The following is a 14,238-nucleotide window of genomic DNA, read 5'->3' as shown; positions in this document are numbered from 1 at the left end:
CCGTTTACCTCGTCAGATCCTCCTTGCCCCTCGCTCCCCGTCCTTTCCGGCCCGATCGCCCGCTGGGTGATCTGCCCGCCCTGACCGCCTCGCACGCGGCCTGGGCGGTGGTGACCGCCTTGGCGGCGCTGGGCCTGCGCGTGATCGAGCCGGGACCGGGGCTGAGCGGTCCCGTCTTCTTCGGCATGCTGGCCATGGCGGTGCCGGGTCTGGCCGGTCTGACCCTGCTGTGGCGCGACGGCGCCCGGGCCCGGCTTGGCGTGCTCGGCATCTGGTCGCTGGCCGCAGCGGTGACCGCCCTCCTGTCCGGTGGCGTGGGGGGCAGCCTGTCGGGGTATCTGCTGATGCCGGTCGCGGCGGGCATATTGCTGGGCAGCGGGCGGCCCGGAGGGCTGAAGCTGGCCCTGCTCGGGACCGCAGCCTCGGCCTTGTCGGCCCTTATCGGCATGGACGCGGCCCTGATGGGTGACACATCCGCCGCCCTGCCCTTTACTGCGGCCTTCTCGGCCCTGTCGGCGGCGGGTGCGACCGCCGTCGCCCTGCAACTGGCCTGGCGTCTGCGCGAGCGTGAGCTGGGCGAGGCGCTCGCCTCTGTGGCCCGGGTCGAGACCGTCCTGTCGGCCCAGCCGGGCCTGACCCTGGTGCTGGACGGCACCGGCCGGGTGCTGGCGGCCTATGGCGTCCCGCCCCAGCCCCTGCCCGTGGCGCCCTTGCTGGACGAGGGGCTGATGGCCGCCGTCCACGCGCCCGACCGCCAGACGCTGATGGCCGCCCTGCAGCGGGCCGGCGCAGGCGGCGAGGCCCAGATCCGCTTCACGCCGCGCAAGGCCCTCGATCGCCGCATCGCCCTTCTGGTGCGCCGCATGGACAGCCCGGACGGCGATCTGCGCCTGATCGCCCAGGCCTTTGACGCCACCGATGCCTACGTCCGCGAGGTCGCCCTCGACACCGCCCGCGCCGAGGCCGAGGCCACCAGCCGCTCCAAGTCGCGCTTCCTCGCGACCATGAGCCACGAACTGCGGACCCCGCTGAATGCCGTGCTGGGCTTTGCCGACATCATGCGCCAGAGCCTGTTCGGCCCCCTGCCGGCCCGCTACGCCGACTACGCCCAGTCGATCCATTCGGCGGGCGAGCATCTGCTGGACCTGATTAACGACGTGCTCGACGTCTCCAAGATCGAGGCCGAGCGCTATCAGCTCAGCATGGAACGGTTCGACGCGCGCGAGGTGTTGTCCGACGCCATGGCCCTTGTGCGGACCCGGGCCGATGAAACGGGCGTCAACCTGTCGGCCGTCCTGCCGTCCGACCCGGTGATGGTCGAGGCCGACCGCCGCGCCCTCAAGCAGATCGCGCTCAACCTGCTGTCCAATGCGGTCAAGTTCACGCCGGCCCACGGCTCGGTCACGGTCACGGTCGACGGCATCGGTCCCTATCTGGAGATGATCGTCTCGGACACCGGCACCGGCATCGCGCCCGAAGACCTCAAGCGTCTCGGCAAGCCCTTCGAACAGGCGGGCGGCGAGGAACAGCGGGCCCAGGGCACCGGTCTGGGCCTGTCGCTGGCACGCGCGCTCAGCGAGCTGCACGGGGGTCGGCTGTCGATCGAGAGCACCCTGGGCGAGGGCACGGCCGTGACCGTGCGCCTGCCGGTACACAAGCATCAGGTCGAGACGGGCGAACATCCGGGGGCCGAGATCATCGCCTTCGCCCCGGCCGCCAGCCAGACGTCCGACAGCTAGAGCGGGCCCATCTGCAGAAAGGCCCGGCCGGCCGAGACGTCGCCGACCTCGAAGGCCGCCCGCGCGACACTGCCGTCGCGGAACAGAAACTCGACCCAGAAGCCTTCGCGGGGGTCCAGCCCCTCCAGCTGGGTGCCCAGGCTGGCGGGGAAGGACCAGACCTCGCCCGCGCTACGGTCAGCCGCCAGCAGCATACGCGTCGCCGGCGCCTGGGACATGGCCATCACCGCCCGGCGCGAGGGCGCGGGCGGCAGGGCTCCGGCCCGGCCCAGCCAGGGTCGGGCCAGCACGCCGGCGTCCCGCATGACGACCCGGGCGGCATAGGGGCGGGGGGCCCCGACAAACGACACGACGACCTTCATCTCGCCTTCGGCCGAGGTCTGGCCGAACCGCACCGGCGAGGCCCCGGTCTGCGAGGTCTGGCTGAGGGCCCAGGTCTCCTGCGAATAGGCCCGGCGGTCGGCCAGCCACGGCTGCGCCAGCCCTGGAAAGCTCAGCGAGGGAATGCGGCGCCAGCCGTCAAAGGCGGTCTCGACCCGGTCCGCGACCTGGGCCAGTTCCGGATCGTCGCACGGCACTTCGGCAGCGCGGGCCTGGGCCCGTCGGGCCGTGGCATTGACCTCGGTCGTCTCGGTTCCGGCCCTCAGCGCCGCGCTGCGCGCCTGCCGCGTCGACACCGTCAGGGCCGCGCCCAGCTCGTCGGAGAACAGGCCGCACCGCTCATGCGCCGCCAGCACAAAGCTGCGCTCATAGAAGGGCACGGATCCCCCGGCCACCACAGGGCCCGCGGCCGTCAGCAGCGCCGCCGCCATGGCCATGGCAGACCCCGCCCGACCAATCTGTGCTTTCCTCGACATGAGGGGCAGCCTAAGGCTCAGACCTTCCAGCCGGGTTTCAAAGCAGGGTTATCGAATTGCTTCTCGCCACCGATGTCTGGGTCGGGGCCCTGATCCGACGGGCCCAGCTGGGCGGGGCCTTCGCCACCGTCGCCCGCCATGGCGATGCCCGCGCCGGCGCCGTGCTGGTCAAGATCTATGACAGCGCCAACCGCACCGCCCGCCTCTATTCCGAGGCCACCGGCCCTGACGGCGACCGCCTGTGGATGCGCCCCCTCGACACCGAGGTCGAGACCGAGGTCGACGCCTATATAGAGCGGCAGGCGCGCTTCGACAGCGACCTCTGGGTGGTCGAGATCGAGGACCGCGAGGGCCGCCACTTCCTCACGGAAAAGGTCACCTGACGCCGCGCGTCTGGTCGTAAATGCTTAACCGCGTTCGGGAACGGAACCTCAAACGCTGCCCGCTAGGGTGATCACAACGGGGCGATCATGACCCCGGTGATGGTGGGTGTGCTTATGCTGTTTCTTCTCAACGACGTTGTCTTCGATCTGGACGAGGCCTCGCCGGTCACGCCCGCCGACGCGCGCCGGTTCGAGAAGCTGGGCTTTGACTATCTGCTGGAACTGGGTTGCGAACTGTTTGCCGAAGACCCGCTGCTGCATCGCAACGACCCGGCCCGCGCCCGGCGCCTGGCCTGGCTGATCCACGCCCGGGGCCCGGACATCACCGCCGCCCTGTTCGCTGCCCCCTCTGCCGGATGCGATCCGACACTGGTCGAGCCGCAGTTCTGCGCCCTGCCGGACGAGGTTCTGGCCCAACTGCACGCCCGCTCGGACCACGGGAAGCCCGATGCCGTGGCTGTCGACCGCGCCGTCTGGGGCCGCCTCGCCGCCTGAGGCTGTAAACGGTTCGCGGCGTGACTTCGCGGACGGGACAGGCTAACCCCCCGCGCCATGTCGCAAGCCTCTCTCGCCCAGGAAGCGTCCCGCCGCCGGACCTTCGCCATCATCGCCCACCCCGATGCGGGCAAGACCACCCTGACCGAGCATATCCTGCTGGCGGGCGGGGCCATTCGTGCGGCCGGGGCCGTGCGGGCGCGCGGCGAAAACCGGCGGACCCGCTCGGACTGGATGAAGATCGAGAAGGAGCGTGGCATCTCCGTCTCGGCCTCGGTCATGACGTTCGAGCATGACGGCAAGCGCTTCAACCTGCTGGACACGCCGGGCCACGAGGACTTCTCGGAAGACACCTATCGCACCCTGACCGCCGCCGACTGCGCCATCATGGTGCTGGATGCCGCCAAGGGCATCGAGCCGCAGACGCTGAAGCTGTTCGAGGTCTGCCGCCTGCGCGACATCCCGATCATCACCTTCATCAACAAGCTGGACCGCGAGGCCCAGGACCCGATGGCCCTGCTGGACGAGATCGCCAGCCGACTGCAGCTGGACCCGGCGCCGATCTGGTGGCCGGCCGAAAGCGGCAACCGCCTGCGCGGCATGGTCGAGGTCGCCACCGGCACCTTCCAGCCCTATGCCCGCAAGGCCCCCGGCGCCGCCGACGAGCCCGATCACCCCGAGGCCCTGCCGCTGGATCAGGCCGGGGCCTTTTTCGAAGAGGGCGAACAGGCCAGTCTGCAGGACGCCCTCGATCTGGTCCGCGAGGGCTATCCGACGTTTGACGTCAACGCCTTCCTGGAAGGCCATATGACCCCGGTGCTGTGGGGCTCGGCCCTGCGTCACTTCGGGATCGAGGCCCTGCTGCAGGCGATCGGCGACTGGGCCCCCTCGCCCAAGGTCATGAAGGCGCGGAGGGAAGCCCCTCCAGAGACCCGCAATGCCCCGGCGCCGGAGGACATCACCATCGAGCCGGGCGAGGATCAGGTGACCGGCTTCGTCTTCAAGGTCCAGGCCAATATGGACCCCAACCACCGCGACCGGATCGCCATGTTCCGCATGGCCTCGGGCAGCTTCAAACGCGGCATGAAGCTGAAGGTGCAGAACACCGGCAAGTCGCTGTCGGTCAATGCGCCCATCATGTTCTTCGCCTCCGACCGGGAACTGGCCGAGGAGGCCCACGCCGGCGACGTCATGGGCATTCCCAACCACGGTGTGCTGCGGGTCGGCGACAGCCTGTCTGAAACCGGCCTGGTCCGCTTTGCCGGCCTGCCGAACTTCGCGCCTGAAATCCTGCAGCGCGTGCGGGTCAAGGATCCGCTCAAGGCCAAGCACCTGAAGAAGGCGCTGGACGGCCTGGCCGAGGAAGGTGTCACCCAGCTGTTCCGGCCCGAGATCGGCGCGGACTTCATCGTCGGCGCCGTCGGCCAGCTGCAGTTCGAGGTGATGGCCGACCGGCTGGGCGAGGAATACGGCCTGGACGTGATCTTCGAGCCCTCCCCCTATGCCGAGGCCCGCTGGATTGCCCCGGCCGAGGGTGCGACCAGGGCCGATGTCGAGGACTTCATGAGCAAATACCGCCCCCAGATGGCCGGCGACCTCGATTCCGACCCGGTCTTCCTGGCCAAGACCAGCTGGGAAACCGGCTATGTCGGCGAGCGCTTCCCCAAGGTCCGCTTCCTGAAGACCAAGGAACGGGGCTGACGTCTTTGGCGTCCGCTAGCGCGGGCGGATGTGAAGGGCGTTGGTGAAGAGTTGGCAGCCTGCGGCGACCGCGATTGCCGCGAGAGCCATCAGCCAGAAAAACAGCGGGTCGCGAAGCGCGTCATCGCAGCCAAGAGCAACCCCCCGGTGATTTTCCGGCAGGGCGAACGCAAAGATCGCCAGGAACAGAAAGGCGACAAAGGTGTAGGCCGGGCGCTTGCCGATCCCTGCCCGGGCGGGGATTTGTGCGGCACCGGCGCGCCATATTCTGGTGAGGTAGTAGATGACGCCCCCCGTCACGGAGAGGGCCGCCAGACTTCTCGAAATCATCATGCCGGCCTGCTGGCCGTCCGGCACGCAGCTGGCCATAAACCTCGGATACAGCGCCGCCATGCCGGGCCAGACCCAGGACGGGGACGCGGCCAGCTGCGCGATGATTGACACCGCGAACACGGCTCCCACGACGCCGAGGAACCCGGTCCACTGACTGTCCGAGCGATAGGTCTGGCGAAGCGCGCGACCCCTGTTGAAGGCATCTCTGTCGAACATTTCGGGGCCGCCGATGGATATCAAAGGGGAGCCTGACACTCGCAGCGATCCGTTCACTCGGCGCAAGTTTTCAGGGTTAATCGGACATTCCGGTGAAAGAGGGGGCTGAGGCCGTCAGCCTTCGTCATCTGGTCAGACCCGGCTCATTTTGCTTAAGCTGGGGACAGATCAAGGGAGAGGGATCATCATGCGTTTTGTCATTGCCGCCATGCTTGCCGCCGTCAGTCTGGGGATGGCCGTTCCGGCCGAGGCGCAGAGCCGCCGGGGCACGGAAGAGGTCTTTTTCGCCCTCACCCACGCCGACCTTCAGGGCATTCTGGCCGCCGAGGGCTATGACGAGCTGAAGCAGACCGAGCCCGGCATCTTCAACATCACCGTCGAGGGTGGGTTCAAGATGACGGTCGAGCAGCGGGTCTGCGACGCGGAGGGGCTGCCCGAGGGATGTCTCGGCCTGTCGATCATGGCCAGCTGGAGCTATTCCCCTGAACAACGCCCGACGCTCGAGGAACTGGCGAATGACTTCAACGGTCGATACAGCATCGCCAAGGTGATCGTGTACGCCGACGCCATTGCCATCGAGCGCTACGTCATCACCGATGGCGGCGTGACGCGGGAACATGTCTCGCGCGAGCTGAACGAGTTCCTGAATGTCTCTGACGTTCTGGTCGAACAGATGGTCGAGGCGCTGGGCCTCTGACTCGGGGGCGCCGACCGGTGCGAACCGGACGGGCGGCACCGCGTTTGCTTCGACAGGGTCTGCGGCGGGCGAAACGTCCCGCGTCGGGACGATCGGAGCGTGGCCCATGTTTGAGTTCGGGCGAGATCTCAGGCGGCTTTTTGACGGTCATCAGGCCGATCAGGAGCTCGGCTGGCTGGAAGTCGTGGACGTCGAGGTGCTGCGGGGTGAGGCCCGGCGCCAGACGGTCGACGCCGGTCGGGCCACCTGTCAGCGCCCGGTTCAGGCCTGGCTGCTGGCCTCGGCCCTGTGGCGCGAGCACACTCGCCGGTCCGGTGCCGCCGACAGCCTGCAGCACGCGCGCCTGACGGCGCTGGATGGTCGCAAGGCCGCCCGCAGCAATGACGAGCGGGCCGAGGCCGTCATGGCGCTGGCCGAGACCATGGTGCTGAGCTTTGACCTGTATGGGGGGCCGGACTCGCTAAGCCGCGCACTGAGCCTGATCGACGGCCTGAAGGATCATGCCACCCGCCCCCTGCTCCGGGTTCGGTTGACTGCCCTGCATGCCCGGATCCGGTCGCGGCAGGTCGGTTCGCCGGGCGGCGACAGTCTGCAGGCCATGGCCTTTCTGGATCAGGCCATCCACGAGCTGTCGCGCCGACCCGGCCTGCTGCTGGACACGCTGAAACTGGACCGGGCCGCCCTGACCCTGACCTTCGGGATCGAGCGGCGCGACGCGCGTCTGCTGGATCAGGCCGGGCGAGAACTGCGCGATCTGGTCGACACCTGCCCGGCCGAGCGCCGTCCCCTGACCCGGGCCCGTGCCCTGGCCCTGTGCGGTGCGGGCCTGTCGGCGCTGGCCGCGCTGGCCGACAATGCCGACGCGCTGGAGCAGGGACGCGCCCTGTTCGATGCCGCCTGTGACCAGTTCACACCCGACCACAGCCCGATGGACTGGGCCGCCGTCATCCTCGCGCGGTCCGCCGCCCTGCCCGGCGCGGCTTGTCTCGTCGAGGGGGCGCCATCGGATGTCGTGGGTGCCTTGACCCGATCCCGGACCGTGCCGGGGCTGGCCCTGGCCGATGCGGTGGTCGAGGCCGGCGTCATGAGAGCTGAAAGTCAGGGGGACATCTTGGCCCTCGACCGGCTGGCAGCCCGGCTACGATCCCGCCTTGCCCTGGATCGCCCGCGCCCCGTGGCCTGGGCCGTCGACCAGATCGGCCTCGCCCGTATTGCCCTGTCCAAGGCGCGCCTGCTGGACAAGCCCGCCGGACCCGTCCGACTGGTGCTGGTCGAGGCAGCGGCCGCGGCGCGCGACGAGGGCGCGGACCTGATCGCCGACCGGGCCGATCACCTGTTGCGTCAGGTAAAGGACTAGCCTTAGCCGCCCATGGCCACGAACGGGCCGTTCATGAAGCCGGGCTTGCCATAGCCCAGCGGGCCGCCGTCCATGTCCATGACGCGACCGCCGGCGGCCTCGAGTACGGCCTGCCCGGCTGCCGTATCCCATTCCGAGGTCGGGCCGGTGCGCGGATAGACGTCGAACCGCCCCTCGGCGATCAGGCAGAATTTCAGCGACGAATCCATGCCGGTCCAGATGCCGCAGCCATAGCGGGCGGCCAGCTTGTCGGCCTCGTCGTCCTTCAGGCTGTGGCTCAGCAGGGCGAGGGCCTGATCCGGCCGGTCGCGGACCCGGATCGGCTGCCAGGCCTCGCCAAAGCGACGACGGCGCGCGCCGGACGCATCGCCTGCCCAGGTCAGGCCGGTCGCCGGAGCCGAAACGACGCCCGCCACAACCCGCCCCTGGTTGACCAGGGCGATGTTGACGCTGAAGCTCTCGCCGCCCCGAACGAACCCCTTGGTCCCGTCCAGCGGATCGATCAGCCAGAAACAGTCGGCAGCCTCGCCCGGCCGTCCGTCCGCCTCGCAGGCTTCCTCGGCCACGGCGGACACGGCAGGATAGAGCGCCGCCAGCCTTTGCAGGATCAGCGCCTCGGCCTCACGGTCGGCCAGGGTGACGGGGCTGTCGTCGGCCTTGGTGATGACCTCGGCACCCGCCCGCCAGTAAGGCAGGATGACCGCAGAGGCCGCCTCGGCAAGGTCGGCGAGGGTTTCGACAAGCTGGCCGCTGTCGAAGTCAGACGTCAGGGAATCGTGCATCCCGGCCTGATAGACGATCCCGGCGGTTTCCCGAACCCGCAAATCAGGTCAGCCTTGTCGCACGCTGTTGCCGGAGTCCTGCCGCCCATGATGTCTCAAGCCTTTGCCCCACAATCCGACGACGCGACGGGGGCGACCACCGATCACGACGAGACCGAACTGGCCACCCAGATCGTCGCCAAGCTGTGCCACGATTTCATCAGCCCGGCCGGGGCCATGAGCTCGGCGCTGGACCTGATGACCGACCCGGACTCGGCCGATATGCACGCCGACGCGCTGGACCTGATGCAGCAAAGCGCGGCCAAGATGGTCGCCCTGGTCCGCTATGCCCGCGTGGCCTATGGCGCCGCGACCTCGAACCAGAATTTCTCCAGTGACGAGCTGAAGACCACGGTCACCGACCTGCTGGCCGGCGGGCGGGCGTCCATCGACTGGCAGGTGCCCGGCGGTGACTATGCCAAGCCGCATGCCCGCATCCTCGTCAATCTGGCCTATGTCGCCGTCGGCGCCCTGCCGACCGGCGGCACCGCGACGCTCAGCGCCCAGCACGCAGACGGGCATCTGATCCTGACGACCCTCTCGGAGGGGCCCCGGGCCCGCCTCAAGCCTGAAGCCGTTCAGGGCCTGTCGGGCGCAGCGCTGACGGACGGCCTGCCGGGCCAGTGGATCCAGCCGCACTGGCTGTGGCGCTCGGTGCGCGGCCAGGGCGGGACACTGCAGGTGTCGACGGACGAAAACCGGGTCGAGCTGGTCGCGCGCCTGCCCCTGTCCACGAACGGTTAAGATGTCTTAACAGCCCTTCCCAACGCCTCGTTAACCGGCTGCTTGCGATCATGGAGACCCCGAGGCCCCCTGCACCCGAACGGAATTCGACCTTGAGCTCCAGACTTTGTCTGATCGTCGATGACAGCCGCATCATTCGCAAGGTGTCGCGGCGCATCGTCGAGGCCTTCGGCTTCGACGTCGACGAGGCGGCGGACGGGGCCGAGGCCTTGACCTTTTGCACGGGCGCCATGCCCGACGTCATCCTGCTGGACTGGAACATGCCGGTCATGGACGGACTGACTTTCCTGCGGCGCCTGCGCGCCATGCCTGACGGGGATCGGCCGAAGGTGTTGTTCTGCACCATCGAGACGGCCGTCGACCGGATTACCGAGGCCCTCGCTGCCGGGGCCGATGACTATGTGATGAAGCCCTTCGACGGAGAGATCCTTCACGCCAAATTCGCCGAGGTCGGCGCCGTCTGACGATGCCGACCCTCGACCTCCACCAGGCCACGCCATGAGCCCCGAAGACTTTGACAGACTGCAGGCCCTGGTCGCGACGCGCACAGGAAACCGGCTTCGGCGGGATCGGCTGAATCTGGCCGAGCACCGGCTGGGCCCGGTCGCGCGCCGCGCGGGCTTCGACAGTGTCGACGTCATGCTGGCCGCCCTGTGGAGCAAGCCTGTCGCCAGTCTGGCGTGGGAGATCATCGAGTCCCTGCTGAACGGCGAGACCTGGTTCCGCCGCGACCGCGCGACCTTCCGCACGATGACCGAGGAACTGCTGCCGGCCCTGTCGCAGGCACGCCCCGGGCGCACCCTCAAGATCTGGTCCGCCGGGTGTTCGACCGGTCAGGAAGCCTGGTCGCTGGCCATGGCGGCGCTGGATCTGAAGCTGGACGTCGAGGTTCTGGGCAGCGACCTGAACCGCATCGCCCTCGAGAAGGCCCATCAGGGCGCCTATACCGGCTTCGAGATCCAGCGGGGCCTGTCGGCCGCCACCATGGTGCGCTGGTTCCAGCCGCAGGGTGAGCTGTGGACGGCGGCCGATCCGTTGAAGCGGGTCGTGCGGTTCGAACGGGCCAATCTGGTCGACCTGAGCGCGACAGAACCGGGAGCGGACCGTTTCGACGTCATCTTCTGCCGCCATGTCCTGACCGACATGGAGCCTGCCGCCCGGGCCTTGGTGCTGGAAGGTCTGGAGCGGCGGCTGGTCGATGACGGCTGTCTGTTCCTTGGGGCGGACGAAAGCCTGAACGGCGACAGCCTTGCCTTCCGGCCGGTCAGCGGCCGCCGTGGCCTGCACGTCAAATCCCCGACCTTCCTGCAACGCGCCGCCTGACCCGCCTTACGCACCGCGGACGGCTGGGTTAGGGTCGGGCCATGGTCGGTAAGGGGGTGACAATGTCGACAACCGGTCCAAGCCCACGCGTGCGGCGCCTCAAGGGGCGTCCGGCACTGGGACTTCTGCTGCTCGTGTCCTTGCTGCTGGGACTGGGTCTGGCCGCCCTGCTGACCCGCACGCCCGCGCCGCGCGCCGCAGACGCCGAGGCGCGCGTCTTCTCGGCCGGACGCGCCATGGTCGACGTCGAGCGACTGGCCCGGGCGCCCCGCCCGCTGGGCAGCCCCGAGCACGCCGAGGCCCGCGCCTATCTGATGGGGCGGATGCAGGCGCTAGGCCTGGACCCGGTGGTCATGGAGGGCCCCCTGTCGCCCGGTTCGATCCGGCGGATGGAGCGGTGGGAGCTGTCGCCCGAGGCCGCCGGATACCGCGTGCGCAATCTGGTCGGACACCTGCCGGGGCGCGATCCGGCTGCGGCCCCCGTGGTGCTGATGGCCCATTATGACAGCGTGCCCGGCTCGCCCGGGGCGGCCGATGACGCGACCGGCGTCGCCGCCGTCCTCGAAGCCGTCCGGGCCATTCAGGCGCGCGGACCGACCGAGCGTCCGCTGATCGTGCTGATCACCGATGCCGAGGAACTGGGGCTGGACGGCGCCCGGGTGTTCTTCGGCGACTATCCCGACCGGGCCCGCATCGGCTTTGTCGTCAATCTGGAGGCGCGCGGCGGCGGCGGGCGCGCCATGATGTTCGAGACCGGACCCGGCAATGCCGGTGCCGTCGGCCTGCTGGCCGAAGCGGCCCCCGATATTGACGGCGGGGTGACCAGCAACTCGCTGGCCGTGGCCATCTACCGGATGATGTCGAACGACACGGACTTTTCCATCCCGCGCGACCGGGGAATCGCCGGGCTGAACTTTGCCTTCATCGGGCGCGCCGACCAGTATCATAACCCGTCCTCGACCCCCGAGGCGCTGGACAAGGGCAGCCTGCAGCATATCGGGTCGCAGGCGCTGGAGGTCACCGACCGGCTGCTGCGCGCCGACGCCCTGCCGGAGGCCGGACCGGACCGCGTCTATGCCGATGCGTTCGGCGGGGCGATGATCGTCATGCCCGCGCCCTGGGGCTGGGGCATTGTCATCCTGTCGTTGGGCCTGCTGGGCTTTGCCGTCTTCCGCAGCCGCACGGCTTTGGCCAGCCTGCTGCGCGGAGCGGTCGACGGCGTCGCCTTTCTCGCCGGGGGCTTTGTTCTGGCGCAGGCGGTGCGGCTGGCGGCGGGGCCGATGCTGCGGCGGGTCGAGTCGTCCGATGTCTATTACACCCTGCTGGAGCGACTGCCGCTGATGGAGGTGGCGACGGGTCTGGCCTTGTTCGGGGCGGCGCTGGTGTTTCTGGCAGGGTCGAGCGGGCAGCTGCGCATGGGGTGGATGGGCGTCGTCGCGGTCCTTGGCCTGCTGGTCCAGCTGATCGGCGGCTGGGATCCGGTCAGCGCGGCCATGACCGCACTGGCCCTTGTCGCCGCCATCCCGGTCCCGCCGCCGGCCGCCAGTCCCTGGCCGCGCTGGCTGGGGCTGGTCGGGCTGGTGCTGGTGCTCGGCGCGGCGGCGCAGGCGCTTTTGCCGGAAGCGGCCTTCCTGCTGCTGTGGCCCGGTCTGGTTGCGGTCGCGGTCGCCGCCTTTGTCGCTGCGATCGACCCCGAGCTGACGCGGGTCCGGATCGGTCTGGTCCCGGTCGTCGCGACCGTGATCGTCGGCGGCTGGCTGCTGGCCATGGGCCATCCGGTGTTCCTGGGCATCGGCATGGACCTGCCGGGAATCCTGGCCCTGATCGCCCTGCTGTGGCTGAGCCTGGCGGCGCCGCTGGCGCTGATGACGCCGAATAGTCCGGGCGCCGGGCCGTGGTCGGGGCTGCGGATCCTCGGACTGGTGCTGATCGTGGCGGCGGTGTCCGTCTCGGCCTCGGCCCTGGTGTTTATGCCCGGCTGACCAGCCTCAGCCGCCGTCGGTCCAGACGGTCTTGTACAGGTCAAAGCGGCGGTCGCGCAGGTTGCGGACCGTGCCCTGCGCCTTGGCCCAGGCGAGGTCGGACAGGTCCAGGTCGGCGACCGTAATGGTCTCGACATTCTCCGACGCCTCGGCCGCGATGCCGTCGCGGGCGAAGGGGAAGTCGCACGGCGTCAGGATGCAGGACTGGGCGTACTGGACGTCCATGTTCTCGACGTTCGGCAGATTGCCGACATTGCCCGACAGGGCGATGTAGCACTGGTTCTCGATGGCCCGCGCGGCCGAGCAATAGCGCACCCGCAGATACCCCTGACGGTTGTCGGTACAGAAGGGCACGAACAGCATCCGCGCGCCCTCGTCGACCAGACGCCGGGCCAGCTCGGGGAACTCCGAGTCGTAGCAGATCAGCACGCCGATCGGGCCGCAGTCGGTGTCGATCGCGTGGACCATGTCGCCGCCCTTGATGTTCCACCAGTGGCGCTCGTTCGGGGTCGGGTGAATCTTCTCCTGGGCGTGGACCGAACCGTCGCGCAGGAAGACATAGGCGACGTTCTGGATGTCGCCGTCGTCGGTCTGGGTCGGGTGCGAGCCGCCGATGATGTTGATGTTGTACTCGACCGCCATCTTGCGCAGGGCCTCGACGAAGCGCGGGGTGTAGCGGGTCAGGGCCTCGATCGATTCCGCCGGCGTCAGCTTCTTCTTTTCCAGCGACAGCAGCTGCAGGGTGAACAGTTCGGGGAAGACGACAAAGTCGGTGCGGTAGTCGGCGGTCACATCGACGAAATACTCGATGTTGGCGATGAACTCCTCAAAGCTCGCCACCTTGCGCGCCTGCAGCTGGACGGTGGCGATACGGACGTTCTCCTTGACCGCAAAGGCCGTGCCCTTGCCCCGCTCCTCGACGAAATAGGGGTTGCGCCAGACCATGTGGGCGGCGTGGCCCATGGAGGCCGTGTCAGAGGCCAGATAGCCCTTCAGCACGCCGATGGGCTCGAAGCCCGTGCGGAGGTGGAAGCCGATGACCGGGTCATTGGCCTTGCGGGCCGAGACGGCGTCCAGATAGGCCTCGGGCTCGGCATAGGTGGCCTTCTTGCGCGCCAGGCCGGGCATGCGACCGCCGAAGACGATGCCCTTCAGATTCTTGGCCTCGCAGAAGTCGCGCCGGGCGTCATACAGGCGCTGGCCGATGCGCAGCCGCCGCCGGTCGGGGTCGACGCACACCTCCATGCCATAGAACCACTCGCCGATCGGATCGTGGCGCGAGGCATAGCCGCCGCCGGTGATCTGCGACCAGGTGTGCTGGCTCATCGCCGTCTTTTCATCGATGCGGAAGCCGGCGGCATAGCCGACGATGTCGCCCTCATACTCGACCACGAACTGCCCGTCGGGGAAGGCCGAGATCTGGCCGCGCAGCATGCCGGTCGTATACGGCGGCATGGATTTGTAGACCTTGGAAACCAGGGCCGCGATGGCGTCCACATCGGCGGCGCGGGCATTGCGAATGTTCAGGACGGCGGGCTTGTTTGTTTTTGTCATGCTGTGCCAACGCAAAGCTTGGCCATCGGATCACCC

Annotated in this window: 14 protein-coding genes; 10 read left to right on the top strand and 4 right to left on the bottom strand. The window is 68.8% G+C overall.

The features are described 5' to 3' along the window. Positions 1 to 23: 23 nt before the first annotated feature. Positions 24 to 1,739, top strand: coding sequence for a sensor histidine kinase (locus V7672_RS11060; RefSeq protein ID WP_335624640.1), 1,716 nt, complete (start codon positions 24 to 26; stop codon positions 1,737 to 1,739). Here the strand turns inward: V7672_RS11060 and V7672_RS11055 are convergent. Then, entirely contained in the window at positions 1,736 to 2,596 is an 861-nt protein-coding gene (locus V7672_RS11055; protein WP_335624639.1) for a hypothetical protein, read from the bottom strand. The two genes, V7672_RS11060 and V7672_RS11055, sit on opposite strands and share 4 nt — an antisense overlap. A 56-nt stretch (positions 2,597 to 2,652) precedes the next feature. On the opposite strand from V7672_RS11055, the gene V7672_RS11050 reads away from it, so the two are divergent. The 3 genes from V7672_RS11050 to V7672_RS11040 all read left to right on the top strand — a co-directional run bounded on the left by V7672_RS11050 (position 2,653) and on the right by V7672_RS11040 (position 5,175). Beyond that, on the top strand, positions 2,653 to 2,979 hold the full coding sequence (locus V7672_RS11050; RefSeq protein ID WP_286691694.1) for a DUF1491 family protein: 327 nt from the start codon (positions 2,653 to 2,655) through the stop codon (positions 2,977 to 2,979). A 114-nt stretch (positions 2,980 to 3,093) separates the two neighbouring features. Then, a complete protein-coding gene (locus tag V7672_RS11045) occupies positions 3,094 to 3,474 on the top strand; it encodes a hypothetical protein (RefSeq protein ID WP_335624638.1) in 381 nt (126 codons plus the stop codon). Positions 3,475 to 3,531: 57 nt separating this feature from the next. Next, the gene (locus V7672_RS11040; protein WP_335624637.1) at positions 3,532 to 5,175 is read left to right on the top strand and encodes a peptide chain release factor 3; all 1,644 of its coding nucleotides are present in this window, start codon (positions 3,532 to 3,534) and stop codon (positions 5,173 to 5,175) included. 15 nt (positions 5,176 to 5,190) lie between these two features. Here V7672_RS11040 and V7672_RS11035 read toward each other — a convergent pair whose 3' ends face one another. After that, entirely contained in the window at positions 5,191 to 5,724 is a 534-nt protein-coding gene (locus tag V7672_RS11035; RefSeq protein ID WP_335624636.1) for a hypothetical protein, read from the bottom strand. 187 nt (positions 5,725 to 5,911) lie between these two features. Here V7672_RS11035 and V7672_RS11030 point away from each other — a divergent pair, with 187 nt between their 5' ends. Both V7672_RS11030 and V7672_RS11025 read left to right on the top strand, forming a co-directional pair. Then, positions 5,912 to 6,421: a YbjN domain-containing protein gene (locus V7672_RS11030; protein ID WP_335624635.1), complete on the top strand. Its 510-nt coding sequence runs from the start codon at positions 5,912 to 5,914 to the stop codon at positions 6,419 to 6,421. A 106-nt stretch (positions 6,422 to 6,527) separates the two neighbouring features. Continuing rightward, on the top strand, positions 6,528 to 7,778 hold the full coding sequence (locus V7672_RS11025; protein ID WP_335624634.1) for a hypothetical protein: 1,251 nt from the start codon (positions 6,528 to 6,530) through the stop codon (positions 7,776 to 7,778). 2 nt (positions 7,779 to 7,780) lie between these two features. On the opposite strand, the gene cysQ is transcribed toward V7672_RS11025, so the two are convergent. Next, positions 7,781 to 8,560 (bottom strand): 3'(2'),5'-bisphosphate nucleotidase CysQ, encoded by a 780-nt coding sequence (cysQ, locus tag V7672_RS11020; RefSeq protein ID WP_335624824.1) that lies wholly within the window; start codon positions 8,558 to 8,560, stop codon positions 7,781 to 7,783. A gap of 87 nt (positions 8,561 to 8,647) precedes the next feature. Here cysQ and chpT point away from each other — a divergent pair, with 87 nt between their 5' ends. From chpT to V7672_RS11000, 4 genes are all read left to right on the top strand, one after another. Further along, the gene (gene chpT, locus V7672_RS11015) at positions 8,648 to 9,343 is read left to right on the top strand and encodes a histidine phosphotransferase ChpT (RefSeq protein WP_335624633.1); all 696 of its coding nucleotides are present in this window, start codon (positions 8,648 to 8,650) and stop codon (positions 9,341 to 9,343) included. Between the two features lie 50 nt (positions 9,344 to 9,393). Next, on the top strand, positions 9,394 to 9,807 hold the full coding sequence (locus tag V7672_RS11010; RefSeq protein ID WP_335624632.1) for a response regulator: 414 nt from the start codon (positions 9,394 to 9,396) through the stop codon (positions 9,805 to 9,807). A gap of 34 nt (positions 9,808 to 9,841) precedes the next feature. Further along, positions 9,842 to 10,666, top strand: coding sequence for a CheR family methyltransferase (locus V7672_RS11005; protein ID WP_335624631.1), 825 nt, complete (start codon positions 9,842 to 9,844; stop codon positions 10,664 to 10,666). A gap of 89 nt (positions 10,667 to 10,755) precedes the next feature. Next, positions 10,756 to 12,648 carry a M20/M25/M40 family metallo-hydrolase gene (locus V7672_RS11000; RefSeq protein WP_335624630.1) on the top strand — a complete coding sequence of 631 codons (1,893 nt, stop codon included), beginning with the start codon at positions 10,756 to 10,758 and terminating at the stop codon, positions 12,646 to 12,648. 6 nt (positions 12,649 to 12,654) lie between these two features. Here V7672_RS11000 and V7672_RS10995 read toward each other — a convergent pair whose 3' ends face one another. Beyond that, positions 12,655 to 14,202 carry a GNAT family N-acetyltransferase gene (locus V7672_RS10995; protein ID WP_335624629.1) on the bottom strand — a complete coding sequence of 516 codons (1,548 nt, stop codon included), beginning with the start codon at positions 14,200 to 14,202 and terminating at the stop codon, positions 12,655 to 12,657. Between the last annotated feature and the right edge of the window lie 36 nt (positions 14,203 to 14,238).

The sequence above is a fragment of the Brevundimonas sp. genome (assembly GCF_036963785.1).
Lineage (GTDB): Bacteria > Pseudomonadota > Alphaproteobacteria > Caulobacterales > Caulobacteraceae > Brevundimonas.
Note: the sequence above shows the minus strand (reverse complement) of the source record. Positions and strands in the feature narration are given on the sequence as shown.